Origin of the sequence: Enterovirga sp. CN4-39, assembly GCF_049446235.1 — a bacterium.
In the GTDB taxonomy this organism is placed as follows: domain Bacteria; phylum Pseudomonadota; class Alphaproteobacteria; order Rhizobiales; family Beijerinckiaceae; genus Enterovirga.
The window spans coordinates 518,185-542,242 of sequence record NZ_JBMSEF010000002.1 but is presented as its reverse complement, the minus strand read 5'-3'; the positions used below and the strand labels follow the sequence as shown (position 1 = coordinate 542,242).

Genomic DNA, 24,058 nt, shown 5'->3' with positions numbered 1-24,058 from the left:
GCGATGGACGTGCGCAAGCTTCGCTATTTCGCGCAGGTCGTGGAGGCGCGCAGCCTCTCGCGCGCGGCCGAACAGCTCAACGTGGCGCAGCCGGCGCTCAGCAAGAGCATTCAGGCTCTGGAGCGCGACCTCGACCTGCAGCTCCTGCGCCGCTCCGCCCAGGGCGTCACGCCGACCGAGGCGGGCGTGCGGCTCTACGAGCATAGCCAGATCATCTTCCAGCAGCTCGACCGTGCGCGCCTCGAGGTCCGGAAAACCGGAAACCGACCCTTTGGGCGAGTGGTGGTCGGGATGCCGCACAGCATCGCCGCCGTGCTCGGACTGCCGCTGCTCGTCGCCGCCGCGGAGCGGCTCCCGGACATCCGGCTGGAACTCGTCCAGGATCATAGTCACCAGCTGACCGGCGGCCTTCGGGCTGACCGGGTGAACCTCGCCATCATGGCCAACCCGCGGTCGCGTGCCGATCTCGCGGTGGAGCCGATCCTCTCCGAGCAGCTGTTCTTCGCGGTTCGCCTTCAGGAATCCGAGCCGGCGGGCCCGATCTCGTTCGCCGAGGCCGCCAACTACCGATACGTGCTGCCCGGCTCGAGCAACGGATTGCGAGCGACGGTGGAAAGCTATTTCCGCACGCGCGGCCTGTCGCTCGTGGTCGAAACCGAGGTGGATGCGATCGGGCTGATCCCGCGTTGCGTCGAGGCTGGGCTCGGCGCAACCGTTCTGCCCGGCGGCAGCCTTTCCGACCCTCGAGGAGCGAAAATGCTTCAGGTCCGGCCGTTTGAAACCAGCTTCGAACGCGTCGTAGTCCTCGCACGCAGCGCGCAAACGCCGCTGACGCCGGCTCCGGAAGCCGTCATCGAGTTGGCGATAACGCTGTGTCGCGAGCTGGCAATGTCAGGCAAGTGGCGGGGCGGATCCGTCCTCGCTCTTGATAGTCACTAGTGCTTTCTCGAGCCCTGAACGGTCATTTTCGTGCCCGTCGATCGACGTCGCCCGGGCGCGGCCACCTGGGGCTAAGCTGGCGGGGAGGAAGCGGCCGGCCGTCCTCGGCACGTCGTTACCGTGCGATGGACCAGATGAGGCGGGTCGGCTGGAAAGGGTCGGGGTTGCCGTAGCGGCGGGGGCAGTCGCCCGGGATCGCGAAGGAATCGCCCTCCCGCAGCAGCAGCCTTCTGCCGTCCAGCCAGAGTGCGAGGCGTCCGGACAGGACGTATCCATTGACTTCGCCTGGATAGGAATAGGGCTCCTCGCCCGTCCCGCCTCCTGGCTCGACCGTGATGAGAAAGGTCTGCAGCGGTCGTGTACGGTCCGGACTGAGCAGCTCCTTGGTCATGCTCGTCGTGTGCATGGCGATCCGCGGCCGAGCCTCGCGGCGAACGACGAGGCTGTCTTCGCCGTCATCGGCGGCTACGGCTTCGTCGAAGAACCAAGCCATCGGGACGTCGAAGGCGTTGCTGAGAGCGACGAGGTTCCTGACCGACGGCGAGGACAGGCCGCGCTCGATCTGGCTGAGAAGGCCGATCGACAGGCCTGTCATGCCGGCCACCGCCTGCAGCGACAGCTCGCGCGAGCGGCGAAGGAGCCTGAGCTTGCGGCCTACTGCGGCCTCCGCCGCTTGCGCCGGGCTGTCCCCGGGCGAAGCCGCGGCCCTGGCGTTCATCGCCGGGTTTCCGCCTCGACGAACAGCTCCAGCCCGACGAAGCGCTGGAGAAGCACGACGAGCACGATCGTGACGAGCACGAGGAAGCTCGAGATCGCGGCGACGACGGGGCTCGCGCTCTCCTGGATATGGGCGAAGATCCGCGTCGGCAGCGTGATCACCTCCGGGCCGATCAGGAAGATCGTGACCGTGACCTCGTCGAACGAGATGATGAAGCTGAAGAGGAGCGCGGTTACCAGGCCTGGCCGGAGCAGCGGCAGCGTCACCGTCCGGAACACGTAGGTGGGCCGCGCGCCGAGGCTCATGGCCGCCTCTTCCAATGCAAGATCGAGCTTGCGCATCGAGTTGACGATCGGGCGGTACGCGAAAGGCACGCAAAGGATCACGTGCGCGAGCAGGATGCCCGGATAGCGCCCGATCCAGCCCATGGCGGAGAGGAGGCTGAGGAGCGCCACGCCGATCGCCGCATGAGGAAAGAGAAGGGGCGAAAGGAGCAGTATCTCGAACGCGCCGCGCCCTGCGAAGCGCCTGCGGGTGGTCGCGAGGGCGGCGAGGAAGCTGATGACGGTCGTCAGGATGGCCACGACAAGCGCCACCACGAAGCTGACCGCGAGCGCCTTGAGCCAGGTCTCGTCGGTCAGAAACTGGGCGTACCAGCGCAGCGACAAGGCCTGGGGCGGGAACTGGAGGTAGCCAGTGCGGGAGAAGGACGACACGACCACGATGACGATCGGTGCCGGCAGAAAGAGCAGGACGGCCGTGAGCCACACGTTCAGGCCGAGGCTCGCGGGCCTCATGCGTCGGCCCTCCGGAGGTTCCTCGTGACGCGCCGCTCGACGAGCTGGAGTGGCCAGATCAGAAGCCCGGCGATCGCCATCAGCATGAAGGCCATCGCGCCGGCCTTCGGGAAATCGAAGAGCTGGAAGACGTCCTGGTAGATCTGCGTGGACAGCATGCCGTTGCGCGGCCCGCCGAGAAGCAGCGGCGTGATGATCGCGCCCGTGGACAGGAGGAACACGATCGTCGAGCCGGCGACCACGCCTGGAACGCTGAGGGGCAGCGTGACCCGGAAGAAGGTTTCGGTCGGGCCCGCGCCCAAATTGGCGGAGGCTTCCTCGAGCGACCGGTCGACATGCATCAGGACCGTCAGGATCGAGATGATCATGAACGGGCAGAACACATGCGTCAGGCCGATGAGCACGCCGGTCTGGTTGTAGAGGAGACGGATCGGGCCGTCGGTGACTCCGAGCGACATCAGGAGCGAGTTCAGCGTCCCACGATTGCCGAGGATCACGGTCCAGCCATAGGTGCGGACGACCACGCTCACCAGCCAGGGCAGGATGACGAAGATCATCAGCGTGTTGCGCCAGCGACCGGCCCGCGCGATGCCGTATGCGGCCGGGTAGCCGATCGCGAGGCAGAGCGCGGTCGTGGCGAGCGCGATGGAGATGGTCGTCACGAGCACGGCGCGATAATCGGGTCGCGCCAGGAAGGCGAGGTACTGCCCCAGCCCGACGCCGCCGTCCTCGCCATGCAGCGACTGCCAGCCGAGCTGGCCGAGCCCGTACACGAAGGCCGCCATGACCAGGCCCGCGGGCATGATCAGCGCCAGCAGCCAACGTCCGAAATTCATGACGTGGGACCGCCCAGCCGCGCAGCCCCCCGAGGAGGCTGCCTCACTTGATCCCCGCGATCGTCTTCTCAACGAAGGCCACGCGCTCCTTCTGCTTCTCGGCGATATAGGCCCAGTCGGGCTGGATCAGCTTGGGCTTCAGCACGGCGAGCGGCATGCCGACGATCTTCTCGAGCGGCGGCGGCAGGACGGCGGTCTCGTTCAGCGGCATGTAGCCGGAGATCTCGGTCGCCCTGAGCTGCGGGTCGGCCTTGCCGACGAAGTCGAGCCACTTCTTCGCCGCCGCCATGTCGGGCGCGCCCTTCGGCACGACGACGAGATAGGGCAGCATCAGGGCGCCTTCCTTCGGCACCACGAACTCGACATTGGTCAGGCCCTCGCGCTTCATCTGCCAGATGCGCGTGGAGTAGTAGGCGCCTCCGGCGATCTCGCCCCGCGTGAGGAGCTGGTTCATCTGCGCCATCGAGCTGAAGGCCGTCATGCCGTTCTGGGCGATCTGCTCGTAGAGCTTCATGCCCGGCTCGATGTTCTTCTCGTTGCCGCCGGTCGCGTAAGCGAGCACGGTCAGGTCGTAGGTGGAGGCATAGATGGGCCGGTTCAGCGCCAGCTGGCCCTTCCATTTCGGCTTGGCGAGGTCCGCCCAGGACGCGAATTCGGCCGCCTTCGCATTGTCCGTGTTCAGCGCGATCCCGTAATACATGAAATAGACCGGCATGCCGAGGAGCCGGCCGTTTCCGTCGAGGAGGCGGTATTTTTCGGCTATGTTCTTGATCTCGGGGAAGTCGGCGACGTCGAAGGTCTCGATCAGGCCGTCCTTGTTCATGTTCGCGGCCTCGAAATAGGTCGCGATCACGGCATTGTATTGCGGCGATCCCTTCTGGGCCCGGACCTGCGCCTCAGGGTTCGGCACCTCCGTGATGGTGACCGGCGTTCCTGTCGCTTCCTGGAACAGCTTGCCGAAACTGTTGCGCCAGGTCTCGCCGACGCCGCCGCCCCAGGTGGCCATGGAGATCTTCTGCGCGCAGGCCGGCCCCGCCGCGAGCCCCAGAGAGAACAGACTTCCCAGCGCGAGGGCCAGAACGCGGGATCGCTTGGGGGGACGCATCGCTGGTTCTCCTGTCAGTGGGCTGAGATCGTGTCGGATATCGGCGCCGGCCTATCGGCCGGGACCAGCACGGAAGCCCCCGCATCCCAGTCGATATCGACCTCGTCCCCGGTGGCGAATGGCGCATCCGCGCCTCCTGGACGACACGGCATCGTGGCGAGGATCGAGCGGCCGCCCGCCTGGACGGTGTATTGCACGTTCGAGCCGAGATAGACCTCGTCCCTCACGATGCCCCGAAGGGCGCTGCTGCCGACAAGGGCCGGCTGGAGCCGGATATGCTCGGGCCGGACCGCCAACATCAGCGCACCATTCGCGCTTGCGGCCTGCGGCGCCTGCCGGATGATCCCAAGCTCCGGCAGCCTGAGCCCGCCGGACACCCGCTCGGCCGAGAACATGTTGTTGTCGCCGACGAAGCTTGCCACGAAGGCGGTTCGCGGCCGATCGTAGATTTCCTTGGCGCTTGAGAGCTGCTCGACCTTGCCGCCGTTCATGACGGCGATGCGGTCGGACATGCTCAACGCCTCCTCCTGATCGTGCGTCACGAAGATGAAGGTGGTGCCCACTCGCTTCTGAAGGTTCTTCAGCTCGACCTGAAGCTGCCGCCGAAGCTTGAGATCGAGGGCGCCGAGCGGCTCGTCGAGGAGAAGCACGGCCGGCTTGACGACGAGCGCACGGGCGAGCGCCACACGCTGGCGCTGTCCGCCGCTGAGCTGATGGACGGCGCGTCCTGCAAGCGGGCCGAGCCCGACGAGCTCGAGGGCGGCCGCAACCTCCCGGGCGATCGTCGCGCCGTCCCGTCGGCGCACCTTCAAGCCGTAAGCCACGTTCTCGCCGACCGTGAGGTGGGGAAAGAGGGCGAGGTTCTGGAACACCATGCCGAGTGGCCGGCGGTAGGGCGGGGAATCCGTCTTCCGCTCGCCCGCGATGAAGATGTCGCCGCGAGTCACGCTCTCGAAGCCGGCGATCATGCGCAGCAGGGTCGTCTTCCCGCAGCCCGACGGTCCGAGCAGCGTCAGAAACTCACCCGCCTCGACGGCGATGCTGACGCCACGCACGGCCGTGTGGCCGGCGAAAGCCTTCCACACTTCGCGCGCTTCGAGGATCGCGCCTGCGCTCGTCATAGTCGTTCCGGCCACGGTGGCAGATTGCGGGCGATCACCCGGCAGTGCAAGCCTCTTTCACGATCATGGAATTCCGGCGCGCCGCAGAATGGAAGATCGTTGTTGATGGCGCAGGTTGAGGCAGGAAGGCGCGTTCCTGATCTTCACGTGAGTGAAAATTCGGGCGCTCGTCGGCATTGCGCCGAGGCCGGATTGATGCTTCACCCGACGGACGATGTCGGCCGTATGACGGAGTCCTGGATGCGGGTCGGAGTGGAGATCGGCGGCACGTTCACCGACCTCGTCGCGGTATCGCCCGAAGGCGTCCGTATCGTGAAGGTGCCGAGCGTTCCCAGCCGGCCGGACGATGGCGCCTTCGCGGCGATCGAAACGGCAGGCATCGCGCTCTCCGACATGGAGGAGTTCGGTCACGGCTCGACCGTCGCGACCAATGCGGTGCTCGAGCACAAGGGCGGGCGCCTCGCCTTCCTGGTCACGGCCGGGTTTCGCGACATCCTGCTGATCCAACGCCACGATCGCACCCGCATCTTCGACCTGTTCTATCGGAAGCCCCGCCCCCTCGCGACACGCGAGGACACCTTCGAGGTGCCGGAGCGGGTGCTCAGCGACGGCACCGTCGAGAAGGCACTCGATCTCAAGGCCTTCGAGCACGAGCTCGCCGCCTTCCTCGACCTTGGGCGGTACGACGCGGTCGCGATCTGCCTCCTGAACTCCTTTGCCTTGCCGGACCACGAGCACGCCCTGGCCGAGCTCGTCGGCCGGCTGGCGCCGGGATTGCCGGTGACCTGCTCGTCGGACGTGACGCGCGAATTCCGCGAATACGAACGCGCCTCCACGACCACGGTCGCCGCCTATGTGCAGCCGGTGATCGGCGCCTATCTCGATCGGATGGAGCAGCGGCTCGCCGCGTCCAGCTTCGACGGCCATTTCAGCATCATGCAGTCGAATGGCGGCCGTATCCCGGCCGTCGCCATGCGCCGCAACGCGGTCACCGCGCTGCTGTCCGGGCCGGCGGCCGGCGTCACCGGAGCGGTCCGCCATGTCGGCCTCTCCGGCTTCCGGGACGTCATCACGCTGGATATCGGCGGCACGAGCGCGGACGTGTCGATGGTACCGGACGGACGGCCGCAGCTGCTGCGCGAGAGCCGGATCGGCGGCCTTCCCGTGCAGATGCCGATGGTCGACATCGCCACCATCGGGGCCGGCGGCGGCAGCCTCATCTGGCGGGACGAAGGCGGGGCGTTGCGCGTCGGCCCGGGCAGCAGCGGCGCCGTGCCAGGCCCGGCCTGCTATGGCCGCGGCGGCACGGAGCCGACGCTGACGGATGCGCATGTCGTCACCGGTCGCCTGCGGCCGGACACGAGACTGGCCGGATCGATGCCGATCGACGCCGCGGCCGCATATGCCGCCTTCGAGCCGCTCGCCGCGGCGCTCGGCATGTCCGTTCCCGACCTCGCCGACAGCGCGGTCCGCATCGCAACCGCGAACGTCGTCGCCGCGATCCGCCTCGTCTCGACCGAGCGAGGGCGGGACCCCCGTGGCTTCGCGCTGGTCCCCTTCGGCGGGGCCGGGCCGCTCCATGCCGGGCTCGTGGCCGAGGAGCTCGGCCTTACCGAGATCGTCATCCCGCCGAATGCCGGCGTCATCTCCGCCTATGGCCTGCTCGCGGCGGACCACACCTTCTTCGACAGCCGGACGCGCCGGACGGAAATCGACGCCGATGCTCCGGCCATCGTGCGGGAGACGGTCGACGGCATGGCGCGCGCCCTGACGGCGCGCGCGGACGAACTCGGGCTTGAGGGCAGGCGGCGCATCGAGGCCTCGCTGGACATGCGCTTCGTCGGGCAGGCCTTCGAGGTAGCCGTTCCGATCGACGCCGAGCGGCTCGATGCCGTCACTAAGGAGTCGCTGCTCTCGGCCTTCCACGAGGAGCACCACAAGATCTACCGGCATGGTGCGGGCACCCGGACGCGCGTCGAGATCGTCTCGTTCCGCGTCGGCCTCCATGTGGAACAGGCGAGCGTGCCGGGCCTGATCACACCGGCCCCGGCCACGACGCGCGAGGAGCCCTGCGAGGTCTACGAGAACGGGGAACGCCTTTCCGCAATCGTGATCTCGCGCTCGCTCCTGCGTGAGCGCCTGCTGCAGGGGCCGGCGGTCGTCGAGGACACGACGGCGACGCTCTGGGTGCCGCCCGGCTGGACCGCGACGGACGATGCGCAGGGCAACCTGATCATGCGCCGCAGCCACTGACGGAGCCGCCCGCGATGAGCACCCAGAACCGGATCAGCCCGGCCGATTACGCCATCATCAGCGGCTCGCTCATGTCGGCCGCCCGCGAGATGGGCGTGAACCTCTGCCGCTCCGCCTATTCGTCCATCGTGCGCGACGCGAAGGATGCCTCGACCGGCCTTCTCGACGCCCGTGGCGCCTCCGTCGCCCAGAGCGACGAGCTGATCCCCATCCTGGTCGGCTCGCTGTCGCACACGTTCCGGCGCTGCGCAGCCGCCTATCCGATCGAGACACTTCGCGAAGGCGACTTCTACGTCACCAACCACCCCTACGAGGGCGGCGGGCAGCACCTGCAGGACATCTTCATCTTCATGCCGATCTTCTGGGAGGGCGAGATCGTCGGCTTCAGCGCCGCGGTCGCGCATCATCTCGACATCGGCGGCGGCTCGCCCGGCATCACGACGGCCTCGACCGACCTCTTCGGCGAGGGCATCATCCTGCCGCCGATGAAGTTCAACGTCGCGACGGACTGGAACGGCGGCGTGTTCCAGCGGCTCCTGACGGCCAATGTCCGGGTTCCGGAGCAGACGATCGGCGACGTGGATTCCCAGTTCGCGGCCTGCGGCACCGGCATCGCTCGGGTGCAGGACCTCTGCGCGCGCTACGGGGCCGGGAAGGTCACGGCCGTGATGACCGAGATGCAGGATTATGCCGAGCGCCGCGTCCGCGCCGTGATCGCCTCCATCCCGGACGGGACCTATGTCGGCGAGGACGCCGTCGACGACGACGGCCTCAGCGAGACGCCGCTCCGCGTGCGGGCGAGCGTGACCGTCAAGGGCGACTCGCTCACCGTCGACTATGCCGGCACCTGCGACCAGGTCGCGACCAACCTCAACGCGCCCTTCGCCTCGACGGTCGGGTCGACTTTCTCGGCGCTGAAATCGGCCCTGACGAGCGACGACGTCCCGTACAACGAAGGCGTTTTCCGCGCGGTCGAGATCAAGGCGCCCCTCGGCTGCCTGCTCAACCCGCGCTTCCCGGCGCCGGTGCGGGCCCGCATGGAGGCGATCTACCGGGCCTATGATTGCGTCGTGAAGGCGCTCGGCCAGGCGATGCCGGACCGCGTCGCGGCCTGCGGCTTCGATACGACGGTCGCGACCTGCCTCAGCCAACTCCGGGACGGGCGCTACAGCGTCTACCTCGAGATCCACAACGGCGGCTGGGGAGGCTCGATCGAGGGCGACGGCTGTGACGCGGTCGCCGGCCCTCTCTCGAACTGCACGAACGTGCCGATCGAGGCGCTCGACATGGATTTCGACTTCTTCCGCGTCGAGGGCTACGGCCTCCTGCCCGATACCGGAGGACCGGGCCGCCATCGCGGCGGGCTCGGCTTCTTCCGCTCCTACCGGGTGCTCGAGGACGGGGTGAAGTTCTCCATCTATGCCGACCGGTTCCGCATTCCGCCCTCGGGCCTTGCGGGGGGTGAGAGCGGCACGACGGGAAGCTGCACGATCGAGCGCGGAGAGGAACGCATCCCGGTCCGATCGAAGGACACGGTCATGCTGCGGAAGGGCGATCTGCTCGTCCTTCGGACGGGCGGTGGAGGCGGTTACGGCGACCCCGCCGAACGCTCGCCGGCCGAACTCGCGAGTGACCGCCGGATGGGGTTCGTCACCCGGTGGCCTTCGACGACCGAAGCCGCCTGACGCGACAGGGAGCGGGCCATGATCTCCGGGCAGGTCTATTGGTGGCGCGAGGCCCCGGTCGGGTCCGAGCCGCAGCAGCCCGTCGATCCAGCCTGCGACGTGGCCATCGTGGGCGCCGGCTACACGGGCCTCAGCGCCGCCATCACGCTCGCCCGCGCCGGGCGCTCCGTCCAGGTCTTCGACCGGCAGAAGCCGGGCGAGGGAGCGTCCACGCGGAACGGCGGCATCGCGAGCGGAAACCTGCGGCCCAGCCATGCGACCCTCGTGCGGCGGTTCGGCGAGGCGGGCGCAGAGGCGCTCCAGCGCGAAGCAAAGCTCGCCCGCGAGGACCTCGCCCGCTTCATCGCCGACGAACGCATCGAGTGCGACTTCGCGCTCACGGGACAGTTCAAGGGAGCGTCGGCGAGCGGCGATTACGAGGGCCTGGCCCGCGAGGCCGATCGCCTCAGGCAGATGCTGGGCATCGAGGCGTACGCCGTCCCGCGTGCGGAACAGACCGCCTTCCTTGGGACCGACTACTATCGAGGCGGGGCGGTCCGCATGGATATCGGCGGCCTGCACCCCGCAAAATTCCACGCCGGCATGCTGAGGGTCGCAAAGGAGGCCGGAGCATCCATCCATGGCGAGACCGCGGTTGGCCGCATCAGCCCCGAAGGGGCAGGCTTTCTGGTTGAGACGGCCCGTGGGCTCGTCCGCGCCCGTGAGGTCATCCTCGCGACCAACGGCTACACCGATACCGTCGACCGGTGGCTCCAGCGGCGGATGGTGCCCGTCCGCAGTCGCATGATCGCGACGGCACCCCTGTCCGACAATCTCATGAAGACGCTCATGCCGCGGGGCATGATGTGCGCCGAGACGCGGAAGCTTCACTACTACTACCGCCCTTCGCCCGACGGCACCCGGATCCTCTTCGGCGGGCGGGACGGCACGATCGCCGGCGATCCGGCCTGGCCGATCCAGAGCCTGCGGCGTGCGATGGTCGACGTCTTTCCCGAACTATCGGACGTGGACGTCGCGCACAGCTGGTTTGGCCATGTGGCGATGAACCGGGACAACCTTCCTCGGGTGTTCTCGCACCAATCGAAGCGCTACGCTTGCGGCTACTGCGGGTCGGGCGTGGTCTGGGCGAGATGGGCGGGACGCAAGGTCGCCCTTCAGTTGCTCGGCGACAAGGATGCACACTCAGAGCTGGACTGCCGCCCGCCTCCAGCCATTCCCGCCTACAACGGCACCCCTTGGTTCATGCCGGCGGTCTTCGCCTGGTTCACGATCCAGGATAAGATTGCGCGGCGGCGTGAAGGTTGAAGGTTCTAGGATTACACATTGCCGGCACCGTTTGAGGCACACGAACTCGCACTTGGGCGGCTGTTCAAGACGTCCCCCGACCGCCACCTCGAACATGGCGGGCCCTCGGGAAGATCTCGTCCTCGGCGGTGAACGGGACCAGGATGGTTCCGCCTTGCCGCAGGAGAGCACAATCCGGCTTAACTGGGAGGCGCATTCGCCTAGTGGCGCGGAGGGGCACTATCTCTTCAGAGGTCAGCGAAGCCGGGCAATCGAAGAGAGTTTCACAGCGTGCGAGGAGAATGTTCCCGTGAGAACCCCGCTGAGAGGCTTCTCCGCGCCCGTGAGACGGAGAGTGGTGATTGGCACCAGCATTGCGGCGCTCCTCCTGGCGCCGCTTCTGGCGATGCAGATCACCGATGAGGTGGCCTGGAGCGCAACAGACTTCCTCCTCGCCGCCGTTCTCCTCGGCAGCACCGGTCTCGCCTACGAGATTGTAGCCATCAGTATCCAGGAGCCAACGCACCGGTACGCGCTGACGGCCGTGATCGTCGCTATTGCGGCCACGATATGGGCGCAGGGCGCGATCGGCCTGTTCGAGTAGTGTCGGGGCACATTTGGTGAAAGGTCAGTGTGAGCCACCTCGGAAGGCCATCCCATGAATGTGGCTCGCCGGCGGAGAGATGACCCAAATCAAGACACTGGCCGCGCATCGCTCAACTGCCGAACTCCGAGCGTTAGCATTCGAGTTGCACGATGACCTGAAGATCGCAGCTTCCGGCATCTGTACAGATCTGGCGGAATATCTCCGCCGCGTTCGCGACCTGGATTTGGGGAGGAGTTCCTGTTCCGGAGCCCGTAATGGAGTTGGCGATCGGTCCCGCCTTCTCACCGACCCCGTAAGCTGCTCGTCACTGGCGCTCAGGCCGCACGGGTGCGTGACGATCTTCCCGGCCAACGAAGCGGGGTGTCCCGCTCCGGCTTGGAATCTGACAGGCTCTGCTCGCCGCGCCGGCCGCGTTCGAAGGTCTCAGAGCACCCCGATCGAAATCGCGGGAACGAGCGCGATGGCGATCAGACCCAGCACCAGGGCGCCCAGATAGAACCAGATCGTCCTCATAGCGGCGTCCGGATCGACCTTCCCGATGGAGCAGGCGATGTAGTAGCCGATGCCGATGGGGGGTGCGAACAGCCCGATGTTCATCGAAACCACGACGACCATCGCGTAGTGGACACCGTGGATGCCCAGATCCTTTGCGATGGGAAACATCAGGGGTGCCAGCAGCACGATCGCCGGGAGGCCCTCGAGGAGGCAGCCGAGCGTGAGGAACACCGCGATCGTCACGCCCATGTAGACGATCCAGCCTCCCGGGAGGCCCTTCATGACCTCCGCAAGGTACTGCGCAAAACCCGTCTGGGTGAGGACCCAGGCCGCGGCGGATGCGGTTCCGAGGATGATCAGGATCGCGCCCGTCATGGCGGCCGTCTCGACCAGCATACGGTACATGTCGCGCGCCTTGATGCCGCCGTAGAGCAGCATTCCGGCGATAAGCGCATAGACGACCGCTATGGTCGAAACCTCGGTCGCGGTTGCGATGCCCTCGGTGACCGCACCACGAACCAGGAATGGTAGCACCAGCGCGGGGGCGGCAATGACGAGCGCCTTGCCGATGAGGCGGAAGGGCGCCCGCCGCACGCCCTGCATCAGCTCGCCGCGGGCTTTCCAGCGAGCGGCCGCCGCCAGGATCACGAGGAGGAAGAAGGCAACAACGAAGCCGCTGGCAAAGAGTGCGGCGATCGAGATTCCTGCAACGGAGCCAATGACGATCAGCACGATCGACGGTGGGACGGTGTCGGCCATGATGGCCCCCGTGCCGAGAAGCGCGACCATCTCCTCCGGCTTGTTGCCGCGCCGCTTCATCTCCGGGAACAGAGCCGGAGCAACGGTCGCCATGTCAGACACCTTGGAGCCGGAGATGCCGGAGACGAGGTAGAGCGACCCGAGCATGACGTAGGACATGCCAGCTCGCACATGTCCGAAGAGCGAGGCGAGGAAGTCGACGATCGCCTTGCCCATCCCGGTTGCATCGAGGATGCATCCGAGCAGCACGAAGACGGGCACCGAGAGCAGGATCAGGCTCGACATGCCCTCGTCCATCCGCCCCACGATGACGGTCGCCGGAAGCTTGGTCGAGAACACCAAGAACGCCATCGCGCCCGCGCCGAAACAGAAGGCGATCGGCACCCCGATCGCCAGGCAGACCGCGATGATCGCGACGAGAAGGATGAGGATATTGGCTTTCCCAAGCCCGGCGAAAACGGGAGAGAGCAGCCACAAGGTGCCGATCGCCGCTCCCACGACCAGGAGGGCCGTCAGCAGGTCACGCTTCGAGACGTCCTGCCACAGCTTCACGGCCAAGACCACGAGCATCAGCGTGATGCCGAGCGGAATCCCGGCGACGCGCCACGCTGTCGAGATTTCCAGACCGGGCGAGACGACCGGAAACTCATCGTACCAGTGTTCCAGGGCCGACGGCAGCAACCCGGCAGGTTGAGCCTCGACCGCGAGGGCGGATGTGCCGTTCAGCGCAGTGGATCCGCCGGCCGCGATCGCGCGGCCGATGGTTCCGGAAGGTGGATAGCTGAACTCATTCCGAGTACGGTCGCGAAGCTGGTCGTATGTACCCGGAAGGACGATGCCTCAGACAACGCGCTTCGACGGACGGGTCGCAATCGTAACGGGGGCGGCGAGGGGGATCGGGGCGGCGACCGCGCGGCGACTTGCGGCCGAGGGTGCGAGGGTGCTGCTCGCGGATCGCGAGGACATGGTCGAGGAGACGGCTGCCGGTATCGGCATTCCTGCCGTTCTAGACATCACGGCCGCCGATGCCGGCGAGAGCCTTGTGAAAACCGCGCTCGACGCTTTCGGCCGGATCGACGTCTTGGTGAACAACGCCGGGATCGGCGGCTCGAAAGCCCTCGAAGATTCCGATGACGCGCTTCTGGCACGCTTCATCGACACGAACCTCACTTCTGTGCTGCGCGTGACGCGGGCTGTGCTCCCGCATCTCTCCCAGCCCGGCGGCGCCATCGTGAACGTGTCATCGATCTTTGGAATCATCGGCTATCCCGGGAGCACGGCCTATGCGGCTGCGAAAGGCGGGGTCGCGCAAGTGACCCGTCAGCTTGCGGCGGATCTCGGCCCGAAAGGCATTCGCGTGAACGCGGTAGCCCCCGGGGTCGTGCTGACTCCGATGACGCAGAACCACTTCAAGGATCCGTATTACAGGCGGATGCTGGTCGATAGCGCCCCGCTGGGGCGCTATGCCGAGCCGGAGGAACTCGCGGCGGCCATTGCATTCCTGGCCTCAGACGACGCGTCCTTCGTCACAGGGGTGGTTCTCCCCGTCGATGGCGGCTTCCTGGCCGCTAGGCGTCGCTGGGATGACGTCTGAGGAGCAAAATCGACCATGTGGGACATGAGCGTTCGGTGGCCGAACGGCGCGCGCTGCGCCGTGATGCTGACCTTCGACTTCGATGCCGAGACCCTCTGGACCTCCCGCGATCCGGCTAATGCTACTCGCCAGGGCGTGCTCAGCCAGGGGCGATACGGCGCGAAGGTCGGTGTCCCGAAGATCCTCGACGTGCTCGCAGAAGCCGACGTGAAGAGCACGTTCTTCATTCCCGGCTGGACGGTCGAGAATCACCAGGACCGCGCCGAGATGGTGCTGAAGGCCGGGCACGAGATCGCCCATCACAGCTATTCGCATCGCTGGATCGAGAACGATCCGGCGGCCGAGATGGAGGAAATGGAGAGGGGCCTCAGCGCGCTGAAGGCGCGGCTAGGGATCGTGCCCAAGGGATACCGGTCGCCCGCCGGCGAGGTCTCGGCCAACCTGTTCAAGCTGCTTCAGCAGTTCGATTTTCTCTACGATTCGTCGCTGATGGACGACGTGAACCCCTATCGGCACACCATGCCGGACGGATCGAAGGGACCGATCGAGCTACCCTGGCACTGGAGCTTGGACGATGCGCCCTATGCGCTGTTCTCGGTGAAGAACCCGCGGCCGATCTTCACCAACGAGCACATGCTGTCCATCTTCAAGGAGGAGTTCCGCGAGATCTATCGCTGGGGCGGCCTCTACGACATCATCTTCCACCCTCAGGTCAGCGGTCGGCCGAGCCGCCTGAACCTGATCCGCGAACTCGTCGCCTTCATCCGCACCTTCCCGAATGTCTGGTTCGCGACCGGGACGGAGGTGGCGGAGGCATGGTCTGCAGCCCACGAGGGCGGCGCCTGACGCCGCCTTATCTCGCTGGCCGGCTCCTCAGTAGACGGCGGGCGTCACGACCCAGATGAGGTCGACCGGTTGCTCGCCGACGCACCAGAAGCGGTGCAGCTTGATTGCCGGGAAGGCGAAGCTGTCTCCTGTCGCAAGCTGGTACTCCGTGCCATCCACCTCCAGTCCGAGCGTGCCCGCGAGAACCGTCCCGCATTTCGCGCCGGCCTCGTTGTTGTAGGGCAGATCACCCGAGCCCCCGCCCGGCTGGATGAGGATGCGGATCATCTGGACGCCCGGGACCGAGTCGGGCGAGAGCAATTCCTTCGTCATGCCCTTGGGGCCGAGGGTCATCACCCGGCGGGAGGATGCTCGCACCACCACGTCGCCGTGCTCGCCCCCCGGCACGTCGAAGAGCCAGCCGACAGGCATGTCGAGCGCGGCGCAGACTTGGCGCAGCGACTTCAGTGACGGCATCGTGACGCCACGCTCGATCTGGCTGAGAAGGCCGATCGAGATCTCGGCCCGGTCCGCTACCTCCTGAAGCGAGAGGCCCTTGATGGCCCGCCTGAGCCGGAGCTTGCGGCCAATCCCGTCATCCTCGGCATCGCTCGCCGCCATCGTCTGACCCTGTCTAACCATGCAGGCAAGCCTCCCGCGGACCATGATACCCCAGGATCCGACAGACCTTGCAGCAAGCATGAAACTTCGAGGTCTGATTTTCAACAGGGTTGCAATCCTCGGCCAGTTCTGGCCCAATCTCTGAAATCGCAGCCAGGGAGGGGGTATGCGGGTCGGTATCGAGGTTGGTGGCACCTTTACGGACCTGGTTGCCGTGGACGGCAGCAGGGTCGAGGTCGTCAAAGTCCCGAGCACGCCAAGATCGCCGGAGATCGGGGCTTTCAACTCGTTGCAAGCCGCCGGGATCGCCGCCGAGGGCATGTCGGATCTCGTCCACGGCTCCACCGTCGCCACCAACGCCATCCTCGAGCGCAAGGGCGCGAAGGTCGCGTTCGTCACGACCCGCGGCTTCAGGGACATCCTGTTCTTTCAGCGCCATGATCGGCGCAACATCTACGACCTCCACTATGCGAAGCCGGAGCCGCCGGTCCGCCGGAAGGACTGCCTGGAAGTCAGCGAGCGCGTCGATGCGAGCGGCAGGGTCATCCTCTCCCTTGACGAGGACGAGGTCCGCGGCAAGCTCCTTCCGCAGCTTGCCGCAGGCGGCTACGAAGCGGTGGCCATATGCCTCCTATCGGCCTACGCGGCCCCCGCTCATGAGGCGAGGCTCAAGGCGATCATCGCCGAGGCACTGCCCCAGGTAAGGGTCGCCTGCTCACATGAGGTGGCGAGCGAGTTCCGCGAGTTCGAGCGGGCCTCGACGACGGTCCTCTCCGCCTATGTACAGCCTGTCATCGACGGGTACCTGTCCCGGTTCGAGGCGACGCTCGCCGAGGCCCGCTTCTCCGGCGGCTTCAGCGTCATGCAGTCGAATGGCGGCCGCCTTCCAGCCGTGGCCATGCGGCGCAACTCGATCACGGCGCTTTTCAGCGGGCCGGCCGCGGGCGTTGTCGGCGCGATCCGCCAGGCGGAGCGCTCGAACCGGCGGGACGTCATCACATTCGACATGGGCGGCACGTCCACGGATGTCTGCCTCGTCCAGGCGGGCGTCCCCTCCGTCTCGCCGGAGACGGAGGTAGACGGGCTGCCGATCCGCACGCCCGTGCTTGACATCGTGAGCGTGGGCGCCGGCGGCGGATCGCTCGTATGGATCGACGACGGCGGCATGCTGCGCGTCGGCCCGCGTAGCGCCGGCGCCAATCCCGGTCCGGCCTGCTACGGCCGGGGCGGCACGCAGCCGACCGTCACGGATGCGCATGTCGTTCGCGGAACCATCCGGCCGGAGGCGTTCCTCGGCGGGACGATGATGCTGGATGCCGACAGGGCTCACCAAGCATTCGAGGAGATCGCCGCGAAGCTCGGCATCCCGGTCAGGGACGCGGCGGCGGCGGCGATCCGGCTCGCGGTCGCCAACATCGTGCGCGCCGTCCAGCTCGTATCGACCGAGCGCGGCCGAGATCCGCGCGACTACGCGCTCCTGCCCTTCGGCGGCGCCGGTCCGCTCCTTGCGGCCGAGATCGCCGAGGAGCTGGGGGTGCGGGAGATCGTGGTGCCGCCCAATCCGGGTGTGATCTCGGCCTTCGGGCTCCTTGCCGCCGATTACGTGCGGGTTGCGGGCGTGACACGCCGGGTCGCGCTGTCGGACGATGCGCCCGCGATGCTTCGCGAGGAATTTGCCCGCTTTCGCGAGAATGCGGAACGCGAGTTCCGCGATCTGGGCCTCGACGGTGCGCTCGTGTTCGAGCTCACGGCCGAGATGCGATTCGTCGGGCAAGCGTTCGAGATCCCGGTCGAGATCGATCCCGGCAGGCTGATGGGCCTCAAGCCTTCGGACTTGGCCGAGGAGTTTAGCATCGCCCACCGCCGCATTTACTTCCATGGTGGGGAGCCCGGCCGGAAGGTGGAAATCGTGGGTCTCCGGTTCGGCGTCCGGCGACGCCTGGACAGTCTTCCGGAGTTCCGCGAGCGGCCCTCCGAACTGAAAGGTCCCGGAGAGATCGAAGTCTGGACACCCGGGGGCGCCGTGCAGGCGAGGCTCGTCGAGGCCGCATCCCTCAGGCCCGGCCGCGCCGTCGAGGGCGCAGCCATGATCGAGGGCTACAGTTCGACCCTTTGGGTGCCGCCCGGTTGGCATGCGGAGCGCGACGAGCCCGGCAACATCATCATGCGGAAGGCCTGAGCCGATGACTGAGCGCAAGCCACTGGATCCGGTCGACTACGCGATCATCAGCCAATCGTTGATCGCGGCTGCGCGCGAGATGGGCGCCAAGCTGATCCGCTCCGCGTATTCCACCGTGCTGCGCGAAGCCCGGGACGGCTCGGCCGCTCTCCTGGACGCGCAGGGGAATACGATCGCGCAGGCGGAGCTGATCCCCATGCAGCTCGGCACGATCGGCCATGTCTTTCAGCCCTGCACCCGCCTCTATCCCAACGAGACGCTGGAGGAGGGCGACTTCTTCGTCATCAACGACCCATATTCCGGGGGGCAGCACCTCCAGGACGTTTTCTTCTTCCACCCGATCCTCGTGGACGGGAAGGTCATCGGCTTCTCCGCCTCCGTCGCCCACCACCTCGACATCAGCGGCGGTGATCCCGGACTGAACATCGGTGCGCCCGACGTCTATGCGGAGGGGCTCATCATCCCGCCGCTCAAGCTCAACATGAAGCGGGATTGGCACGGCGGCGCCTTCGAGCGCCTGCTTCGGGCCAACGTGCGTGTGCCTCACCAGACGATGGGGGATTTCGACGCCCAGATCGCCGCGAACGCGATCGGAGCGCAGCGCGTGACCGAACTGGCAGAGCGCTACGGGGCGGAAAAGATCACCGCCGTGATGGCGGCCTTGCTCGACTACTCGGAGGCCCGGATGCGGGCCGCGCTGCGCGAGATCCCCGACGGTGTCTATACGGGCGAGGATGCGGTCGATGACGACGGCCTGTCGGATACCCCGCTTCCCGTCCGAGCGACGCTCACGATCAAAGGCGATTCCGCCGAGATCGATTTCACGGGAACGGCGCAACAGGTCCGCCGCAACCTGAACGCGCCATTCGCCGCGACCGTTTCGGCGGCGCTGTCCTGCCTCAAGGCCGCGCTGACAAGCCCTGACATCCCGTTCAATGCCGGCGCATTCAGGCCGATCAAGGTCACGGCCCCGCTCGGCACGATGCTGAATCCGCGCCATCCGGCGCCGGTGCGAGCTCGCATGGAGGTCTGCTCCCGCGCCTGGAACGCCATCATGAAGGCGCTCTCGCAGGCTGTCCCGGACAAGGTGATCGCCTGCGGCTTCGATACGACGACGTCCTTCGTTCTGTCGCATCTCGGCGAGAACGGCTGGTCGGTTTACCTTGAGATATTCGGCGGCGGCTTCGGGGCCGGGCTGGACAAGGACGGCTGCGATGCCGTCGACAACCCGCTCTCGAACTGCTCGAACACGCCGGTCGAGGCGTTGGACCAGGACTTCTCCTTCTTCCGCGTCGTGGAATACGCGATGCGCACCGACAGCTGCGGCCACGGCCGCAGCCGTGGCGGTCTCGGGTTCGTGCGCAGCTTCGAAGCGCTTAAGGACGACGTGAGGATCTCCCTCTACAGCGACCGCTTCCGGCGCTCGGCCGAGGGGCTCTTTGGCGGCCTTCCGGGCGCAACGGGGTACTGCGAGGTGAGGCGCGGGAGCGAGGTGATCAAGCTTCGCTCGAAGGACGCCATGGATCTCAAGCGCGGGGATGTCGTTACGCTGGCGGTCGGCGGCGGAGGTGGCTACGGCAGCCCGAAGGAGCGTTCGCCGGAGAGCGTTGCGGCCGATCTCGAGGACGGGATCATCTCGGACGCGGTCGCCCGGTCTTGGCACCGGCAAGACGCCTCCGCCTAAGCATGCACTCCTCGGCGGACAGCGTTCGCGACGCGCTCTGGACGACAACGGCTCGCGAGCCTGCACCGTCGGGCGACGCGTTCGCGTCAGGCTCGACCGTTGACGTGGTCGTCGTCGGCGGCGGGTTCACAGGCGCAAGCGCGGCCCTTGCCGTGGCAGAGCGCGGCAACAGCGTGGCGCTCATCGAGGCCCACCGCGTGGGTTGGGGCGCCTCCGGCCGAAATGGCGGGCAGGTCATACCGGGCCTGAAGCTCGACCCGTCCGAGATGCTCGCCGCCTATGGCGAAGAGACTGGCCGCCGCCTCACGGAGGAGGTTGGCGGGGCGGCGGACCTGGTGTTCGATCTCGTCGGGCGCCACGGGATCGATTGCGAACCCGTACGCGGGGGCTGGATACAAGCCGCGCATGCCGAACCCGCGCTCGTTCGCGTCCAGAAGCGCGCAGGCGAGTGGGCGGCCCTCGGCGCGCCTGCTGAGCGGCTCGACGCGACTGCCGTCGCGCGCCTCACCGGCACCAATGCCTATCTGGGCGGCTGGATCGACCGGCGCGCCGGCACGCTACAGCCGCTCTCCTACGTGCGAGGGCTCGCCCGAGCGGCCCAGCAGGCCGGAGCCAGGCTCCACGAGGGGATTACCGCGACGGCTCTCACCAGGGACGGGGCCGGCTGGAAGATCACCACCTCGCAGGGCACGATCGCGGCGAGGCATGTCATCATCGGCCAGGACGGCTACGCCGACGGGCTGGTCAAAGGGCTCGCCCAGACTCTGATCTGCGTTCAGAGCGCCCAAGTCGCTACCGAGCCGCTTCCGTCCGGTCTCGCCGCAGGCATCATGCCGGGCGGCATCTGCGGGTCGGAGACGCGCCGGCTCGCCTTCTACTTTCGCCAGTCGCCCGATGGGCGGCTCGTGTTCGGGGGGAGGGGAGCGATCGGGGACAGACAGAACCCGGCCTTTTTCCAGGCGCTCATCAACGCGATGCATCGGACCTTTCCCGAGACGAAGGGCCTTGCCATCGCGCATCGCTGGTCCGGGCAGGTTGCACTAACGCTGGACGGGCTGCTGCACATTCACGAGCCTGAACCGGGATTGCTGATCGGGCTCGGCTACAACGGGCGCGGGGTCGCCATGGCCACCTTGATGGGCCGATGGCTCGCCGCGAGGGCGCTGGACGGCCTGGCCCACCCGCTGCCGGTCACAACGCTGGCGCCCATTCCGTTTCATCAACTGAGAGGGCCCGCAATCCATGCCGGAATTGCCTGGGCCTGGCTTCGCGATCGCATGGGATTTGCCGGATGAGCGACCTGCCGCATCTTTTCACGCCGATGACGCTGCGCGGGGTGACCATCCCGAACCGGGTGGTGGTCTCCCCGATGCAGCAATACGTAGCCGGCGACGACGGATTCCCTCGCGACTTCCACCTCCAGCACTACGGCCGGCTCGGGATCGGCGGCGCCGGTCTCGTCTTCACCGAAGCTCTGGCTGTCACCGCTCAGGGCCGCGTCACCCATCATGATCTCGGCATCTGGTCGGACGAGCATGTCGCACCGCTGAAACCGATCGTCGCTGCAATCGCGGCGGCCGGCGCGGTGCCTGCGACGCAGCTCATCCATGCGGGCCGCAAGGGCAGCGTATCGCGGCCCTGGCAGGGCTACAGTCCCCTCGATGAGAGCACCGCAGCGCGAGGCGAGGCTCCCTGGACCACCGTGGCGGCGAGCGCCATTCCGGCCAATCCAGGCTGGCACACGCCGGACGCGCTCGATGAGCGCGGTATCGAGGAGTTGATCGCCGCCTATGCGGCGGGCGCCCGCCGGGCCGCGGCCGCGGGCTTCCGGGTCCTCGATATTCACGGCGCCCACGGCTACCTCCTGCACAGCTTCCTGTCGCCGCTGGGCAACAAGCGCGACGACCGCTGGGGCGGGGATTTCGAAGGCCGCATCCGTCTCCTGCTCGAGGTCAGCAAGGCTGTCCGCGCAGCCTGGCCCGCGGACCTGCCGCTCTTTGTGCGCCTTTCCTGCGTGGACGATCAGGAAGGCGGCTGGACGCTGAACGATTCCGTCGCACTGTCGCGCCGGTTGAAGGAGGTCGGCGTCGACGTGATCGACTGCTCCTCGGGCGGCCTCGGCGAGCGCACGACCACGAAGATGATCCGCCGTCCGGAGGGGTATCAGGTGCCCTATGCCGAGCGCATCCGCCTGGAGGCGGAGGTTGCCGCGATGGCGGTCGGGCTGATCACGACCCCTGCCTTCGCCGAGTCCGTCGTCGTCGAAGGGCGCGCGGACCTCGTTGCGATCGGGCGCGAGGCACTGATGAACCCGCACTGGCCGTTGCACGCCGCCCGCGCGCTCGGCCACGATACGTCCTTCGCGAGCTGGCCCCCGTCCTGGGGGTGGTGGCTCGAGAAGCGCGCCCGCGCGGCCTCCGCGCCAATCACGGACAGAGTGGAGACAGGTCAGTCATGAGGATCGATCGCAGAACACTCCTCGGCGGGATAGCGGCGTCGCCGGCCGCGCTCGCCGCGCCCCCCTTCCTCCGGCATGCCTCGGCCCAGGCGAACACGATCGACATCGCGGCCGTGTATTCGCTGTCCGGCACCTTCGCGAATGTCGGCACCATGCTGAACGACGGCAGTCGTTGGGCCGTGGAGAAGTACGACAGCGTCCTTGGCAAGAAGCTGAACTACATCCTCCTCGACGATCGAGGCGACCCGGGTGAGGCCGTCCGTAAAGTCCAGGAGGTGATGACCCAGCGAGGCGTAAAGCACATCATCGGCTGCACGAACTCGGCGATCGCGCTGGCGGTGCAGAAAGAGGTCTACGCGCGCGGCGGCGTCTATGTGCAGGAGGCCGGCGCGGACGAATCGACCGGCAAGGATTGCAACAAGTCGAATTTCCGCTGGCCGGTCGCGAGCTATAGCGCCGTGAACGCCACGGTGCGTCCTCTGCTCGAAAAATTCCCGAATGCGAAGAAGTGGTACACGATCACCGGCCAGTATGTCTTCGGCGACAGCCTGCTGACGAATTGCAAGGAGATCTTCAAGGAGAAGGGGATCCAGCACGTCGGGAACAGCTATCACTCGCTCGCCGACCGTGAATACTCTGGCTACATCGCAACCGCGCTCGCGGCCAATCCGGACGTGCTTGCGATCTGCAACTTCGGCAACCAGACGGTGGACGTGATCCGTCAGGCCATCAGCTTCGGAATGAAGCGCAACACGAAGATCCTCGCGATCTGGTCCACGGGCCTCGACCAATACCAGGCGCTCGGTCCGGACAATTGCGAGGGCGTCTATTTCGGCTGCAACTTCTGGCACGGCGTCGACACGCCGGGCGCGCGCGTCGTGGCCGATGTCGTCAAGGCCAAGACGGGCGACGTGCCGAACTACCTCCATGCCTGCGGCTACGCGGTGGCGCAGGTGTTGATCGAGGGCATCATCAAGGCGGGGACCACGGACGTTCCAGCCGTGATCAAGGCGCTGGAGGGGATGACTTACGAAGGCCCGACTGGCACCGAGGTCGTCCGTCCCGAGGATCACCAGGTCATCAAGGACTACTACCTGATGCTCGGCAAGGCGAAGAGCGCCATGAAGGACAAGAACGACTACGCCGAGATCGTCGCCGCCACAAAGGCTTTCCTTCCGCCGGAGAAGACCGGCTGCAAGATGGCCTGACCGGATACCGGTAGCGAGTTCACCCGATGTCGATGCAACTTCTCGTCTTCCAAGTCCTGAACGGCCTTGGCATCGGGATGATCTATTTCCTCCTGTCGGTCGGCTTGACGCTGATCTTCGGCCTCATGCGCTTCGTCAACTTCGCGCATGGGGCCTTCTACCTCGTCGCCGCCTACATGGCCTTTGCCATCACGCGTTCGACCGGAAGCATCTGGATCGCGCTCGTGGTGGCGCCTCTCTCGGTGGCGCTTCTTGCCGTGATCGTGGAGCGTGTCCTGCTTCGGCACACCTACCGAATGCCGCATGAAGTCCAGATCCTGATCACGTTTGCGGTTGCCCTGTTCCTCCAGGAGATGGTGATCGTGGTGTTCGGACCCCTGGCGCAGAACGTCCCCGTGCCGGCCGCGCTGTCCGGGGTCGTTTTTCTGGGCCCCTATGTGTATCCGGCCTACCGCCTCGCGGTCGTGTTGGTCGCGGCAATCGTCGCCGTCGGGCTATGGTTTGTCGTCGAACGCACGAAACTCGGCGCCGTCCTGCGTGCGGGATCGGAAAGCGCCGAGATGGTCGGTCTGCTCGGGATCAATGTCGACCGGGTGTTCATGGCGACCTTCGCCCTTGGCGGGGCGCTTGCCGGTCTGGCAGGCGTTTTGGCCGCCCCGCTGCGCGGCGTCGAGCCCTTCATGAGTGTCGAGGCGCTCGGCATCGCCTTCGTGGTCATCGTCGTAGGTGGCCTTGGAACTCTCTCCGGCGCCTTGGTCGGCGGTCTCCTGATCGGTCTGGTGCAGTCCATCATGAGCACCCTCTGGCCCCAGGGCGCTCAATTGATGATCTATGCCGCGATGGCGCTCGTGATCCTTGCCCGCCCATCGGGCCTGCTGGGGCGCTTCTGA

20 protein-coding genes are annotated in these 24,058 nt (G+C 66.8%); 13 read left to right on the top strand and 7 right to left on the bottom strand.

All coding sequences use genetic code 11. The features are described 5' to 3' along the window. Positions 1-3: 3 nt before the first annotated feature. Complete coding sequence (locus ACO2SS_RS06335) at positions 4-939, top strand: LysR substrate-binding domain-containing protein (protein ID WP_423276745.1); 936 nt, start codon at positions 4-6, stop codon at positions 937-939. 115 nt (positions 940-1,054) lie between these two features. Here ACO2SS_RS06335 and ACO2SS_RS06330 read toward each other — a convergent pair whose 3' ends face one another. The 5 genes from ACO2SS_RS06330 to ACO2SS_RS06310 are packed head-to-tail and all read right to left on the bottom strand — an operon-like array spanning position 1,055 to position 5,516. Beyond that, positions 1,055-1,657, bottom strand: a complete 603-nt coding sequence (locus tag ACO2SS_RS06330) for a helix-turn-helix domain-containing protein (protein WP_423276744.1) — start codon at positions 1,655-1,657, stop codon at positions 1,055-1,057. After that, a complete protein-coding gene (locus tag ACO2SS_RS06325; protein ID WP_423276743.1) occupies positions 1,654-2,454 on the bottom strand; it encodes an ABC transporter permease in 801 nt (266 codons plus the stop codon). Before ACO2SS_RS06325 ends, ACO2SS_RS06330 begins: the two co-directional genes overlap by 4 nt. After that, positions 2,451-3,290, bottom strand: coding sequence for an ABC transporter permease (locus ACO2SS_RS06320; protein WP_423276742.1), 840 nt, complete (start codon positions 3,288-3,290; stop codon positions 2,451-2,453). The genes ACO2SS_RS06325 and ACO2SS_RS06320 overlap by 4 nt, the downstream gene beginning before the upstream one ends. Before the next feature lie 43 nt (positions 3,291-3,333). Next, positions 3,334-4,395: an extracellular solute-binding protein gene (locus tag ACO2SS_RS06315; RefSeq protein ID WP_423276741.1), complete on the bottom strand. Its 1,062-nt coding sequence runs from the start codon at positions 4,393-4,395 to the stop codon at positions 3,334-3,336. A gap of 14 nt (positions 4,396-4,409) precedes the next feature. Next, complete coding sequence (locus ACO2SS_RS06310) at positions 4,410-5,516, bottom strand: ABC transporter ATP-binding protein (protein WP_423276740.1); 1,107 nt, start codon at positions 5,514-5,516, stop codon at positions 4,410-4,412. Between the two features lie 195 nt (positions 5,517-5,711). On the opposite strand from ACO2SS_RS06310, the gene ACO2SS_RS06305 reads away from it, so the two are divergent. The 4 genes from ACO2SS_RS06305 (at position 5,712) to ACO2SS_RS06290 (ending at position 11,342) form a co-directional block, all read left to right on the top strand. Next, the gene (locus tag ACO2SS_RS06305) at positions 5,712-7,769 is read left to right on the top strand and encodes a hydantoinase/oxoprolinase family protein (protein WP_423276739.1); all 2,058 of its coding nucleotides are present in this window, start codon (positions 5,712-5,714) and stop codon (positions 7,767-7,769) included. A 14-nt stretch (positions 7,770-7,783) separates the two neighbouring features. Further along, on the top strand, positions 7,784-9,454 hold the full coding sequence (locus ACO2SS_RS06300) for a hydantoinase B/oxoprolinase family protein (protein WP_423276738.1): 1,671 nt from the start codon (positions 7,784-7,786) through the stop codon (positions 9,452-9,454). An 18-nt stretch (positions 9,455-9,472) separates the two neighbouring features. Continuing rightward, a complete protein-coding gene (locus tag ACO2SS_RS06295; protein WP_423276737.1) occupies positions 9,473-10,759 on the top strand; it encodes an NAD(P)/FAD-dependent oxidoreductase in 1,287 nt (428 codons plus the stop codon). A gap of 337 nt (positions 10,760-11,096) precedes the next feature. Beyond that, complete coding sequence (locus tag ACO2SS_RS06290; protein WP_423276736.1) at positions 11,097-11,342, top strand: hypothetical protein; 246 nt, start codon at positions 11,097-11,099, stop codon at positions 11,340-11,342. A 426-nt stretch (positions 11,343-11,768) separates the two neighbouring features. Here the strand turns inward: ACO2SS_RS06290 and ACO2SS_RS06285 are convergent, their stop codons facing one another. After that, the gene (locus ACO2SS_RS06285; protein WP_423276735.1) at positions 11,769-13,280 is read right to left on the bottom strand and encodes a TRAP transporter large permease; all 1,512 of its coding nucleotides are present in this window, start codon (positions 13,278-13,280) and stop codon (positions 11,769-11,771) included. Between the two features lie 154 nt (positions 13,281-13,434). Between ACO2SS_RS06285 and ACO2SS_RS06280 the strand changes: the two genes are divergently transcribed. Both ACO2SS_RS06280 and ACO2SS_RS06275 read left to right on the top strand, forming a co-directional pair. Next, a complete protein-coding gene (locus ACO2SS_RS06280; protein ID WP_423276734.1) occupies positions 13,435-14,193 on the top strand; it encodes an SDR family NAD(P)-dependent oxidoreductase in 759 nt (252 codons plus the stop codon). Positions 14,194-14,208: 15 nt separating this feature from the next. Then, positions 14,209-15,039 carry a polysaccharide deacetylase family protein gene (locus ACO2SS_RS06275; RefSeq protein ID WP_423276733.1) on the top strand — a complete coding sequence of 277 codons (831 nt, stop codon included), beginning with the start codon at positions 14,209-14,211 and terminating at the stop codon, positions 15,037-15,039. 27 nt (positions 15,040-15,066) lie between these two features. On the opposite strand, the gene ACO2SS_RS06270 is transcribed toward ACO2SS_RS06275, so the two are convergent. Then, positions 15,067-15,660: a helix-turn-helix domain-containing protein gene (locus ACO2SS_RS06270; RefSeq protein WP_423276732.1), complete on the bottom strand. Its 594-nt coding sequence runs from the start codon at positions 15,658-15,660 to the stop codon at positions 15,067-15,069. A gap of 145 nt (positions 15,661-15,805) precedes the next feature. Between ACO2SS_RS06270 and ACO2SS_RS06265 the strand changes: the two genes are divergently transcribed. The 6 genes from ACO2SS_RS06265 to ACO2SS_RS06240 are packed head-to-tail and all read left to right on the top strand — an operon-like array spanning position 15,806 to position 24,058. Next, positions 15,806-17,818, top strand: a complete 2,013-nt coding sequence (locus ACO2SS_RS06265; RefSeq protein ID WP_423276731.1) for a hydantoinase/oxoprolinase family protein — start codon at positions 15,806-15,808, stop codon at positions 17,816-17,818. A gap of 4 nt (positions 17,819-17,822) precedes the next feature. Continuing rightward, positions 17,823-19,502, top strand: coding sequence for a hydantoinase B/oxoprolinase family protein (locus tag ACO2SS_RS06260; protein WP_423276730.1), 1,680 nt, complete (start codon positions 17,823-17,825; stop codon positions 19,500-19,502). 2 nt (positions 19,503-19,504) lie between these two features. Next, the gene (locus ACO2SS_RS06255) at positions 19,505-20,797 is read left to right on the top strand and encodes an NAD(P)/FAD-dependent oxidoreductase (RefSeq protein ID WP_423276729.1); all 1,293 of its coding nucleotides are present in this window, start codon (positions 19,505-19,507) and stop codon (positions 20,795-20,797) included. Further along, positions 20,794-21,960, top strand: coding sequence for an NADH:flavin oxidoreductase/NADH oxidase (locus tag ACO2SS_RS06250; protein ID WP_423276728.1), 1,167 nt, complete (start codon positions 20,794-20,796; stop codon positions 21,958-21,960). The genes ACO2SS_RS06255 and ACO2SS_RS06250 overlap by 4 nt, the downstream gene beginning before the upstream one ends. Continuing rightward, positions 21,957-23,168, top strand: a complete 1,212-nt coding sequence (locus ACO2SS_RS06245) for an ABC transporter substrate-binding protein (protein WP_423276727.1) — start codon at positions 21,957-21,959, stop codon at positions 23,166-23,168. Before ACO2SS_RS06250 ends, ACO2SS_RS06245 begins: the two co-directional genes overlap by 4 nt. 26 nt (positions 23,169-23,194) lie before the next feature. Continuing rightward, positions 23,195-24,058: a branched-chain amino acid ABC transporter permease gene (locus ACO2SS_RS06240; RefSeq protein WP_423276726.1), complete on the top strand. Its 864-nt coding sequence runs from the start codon at positions 23,195-23,197 to the stop codon at positions 24,056-24,058.

Bases quoted from the DNA above. Each gene is read 5' to 3' on its own strand.
- ACO2SS_RS06335 (WP_423276745.1), top strand. From the start codon at position 4: ATGGACGTGCGCAAGCTTCGCTATTTCGCGCAGGTCGTGGAGGCGCGC.
- ACO2SS_RS06330 (WP_423276744.1), bottom strand. From the start codon at position 1,657: ATGAACGCCAGGGCCGCGGCTTCGCCCGGGGACAGCCCGGCGCAAGCG.
- ACO2SS_RS06325 (WP_423276743.1), bottom strand. From the start codon at position 2,454: ATGAGGCCCGCGAGCCTCGGCCTGAACGTGTGGCTCACGGCCGTCCTG.
- ACO2SS_RS06320 (WP_423276742.1), bottom strand. From the start codon at position 3,290: ATGAATTTCGGACGTTGGCTGCTGGCGCTGATCATGCCCGCGGGCCTG.
- ACO2SS_RS06315 (WP_423276741.1), bottom strand. From the start codon at position 4,395: ATGCGTCCCCCCAAGCGATCCCGCGTTCTGGCCCTCGCGCTGGGAAGT.
- ACO2SS_RS06310 (WP_423276740.1), bottom strand. From the start codon at position 5,516: ATGACGAGCGCAGGCGCGATCCTCGAAGCGCGCGAAGTGTGGAAGGCT.
- ACO2SS_RS06305 (WP_423276739.1), top strand. From the start codon at position 5,712: ATGCTTCACCCGACGGACGATGTCGGCCGTATGACGGAGTCCTGGATG.
- ACO2SS_RS06300 (WP_423276738.1), top strand. From the start codon at position 7,784: ATGAGCACCCAGAACCGGATCAGCCCGGCCGATTACGCCATCATCAGC.
- ACO2SS_RS06295 (WP_423276737.1), top strand. From the start codon at position 9,473: ATGATCTCCGGGCAGGTCTATTGGTGGCGCGAGGCCCCGGTCGGGTCC.
- ACO2SS_RS06280 (WP_423276734.1), top strand. From the start codon at position 13,435: ATGCCTCAGACAACGCGCTTCGACGGACGGGTCGCAATCGTAACGGGG.
- ACO2SS_RS06275 (WP_423276733.1), top strand. From the start codon at position 14,209: ATGTGGGACATGAGCGTTCGGTGGCCGAACGGCGCGCGCTGCGCCGTG.
- ACO2SS_RS06270 (WP_423276732.1), bottom strand. From the start codon at position 15,660: ATGGTTAGACAGGGTCAGACGATGGCGGCGAGCGATGCCGAGGATGAC.
- ACO2SS_RS06265 (WP_423276731.1), top strand. From the start codon at position 15,806: ATGCGGGTCGGTATCGAGGTTGGTGGCACCTTTACGGACCTGGTTGCC.
- ACO2SS_RS06260 (WP_423276730.1), top strand. From the start codon at position 17,823: ATGACTGAGCGCAAGCCACTGGATCCGGTCGACTACGCGATCATCAGC.
- ACO2SS_RS06255 (WP_423276729.1), top strand. From the start codon at position 19,505: ATGCACTCCTCGGCGGACAGCGTTCGCGACGCGCTCTGGACGACAACG.
- ACO2SS_RS06250 (WP_423276728.1), top strand. From the start codon at position 20,794: ATGAGCGACCTGCCGCATCTTTTCACGCCGATGACGCTGCGCGGGGTG.
- ACO2SS_RS06245 (WP_423276727.1), top strand. From the start codon at position 21,957: ATGAGGATCGATCGCAGAACACTCCTCGGCGGGATAGCGGCGTCGCCG.
- ACO2SS_RS06240 (WP_423276726.1), top strand. From the start codon at position 23,195: ATGTCGATGCAACTTCTCGTCTTCCAAGTCCTGAACGGCCTTGGCATC.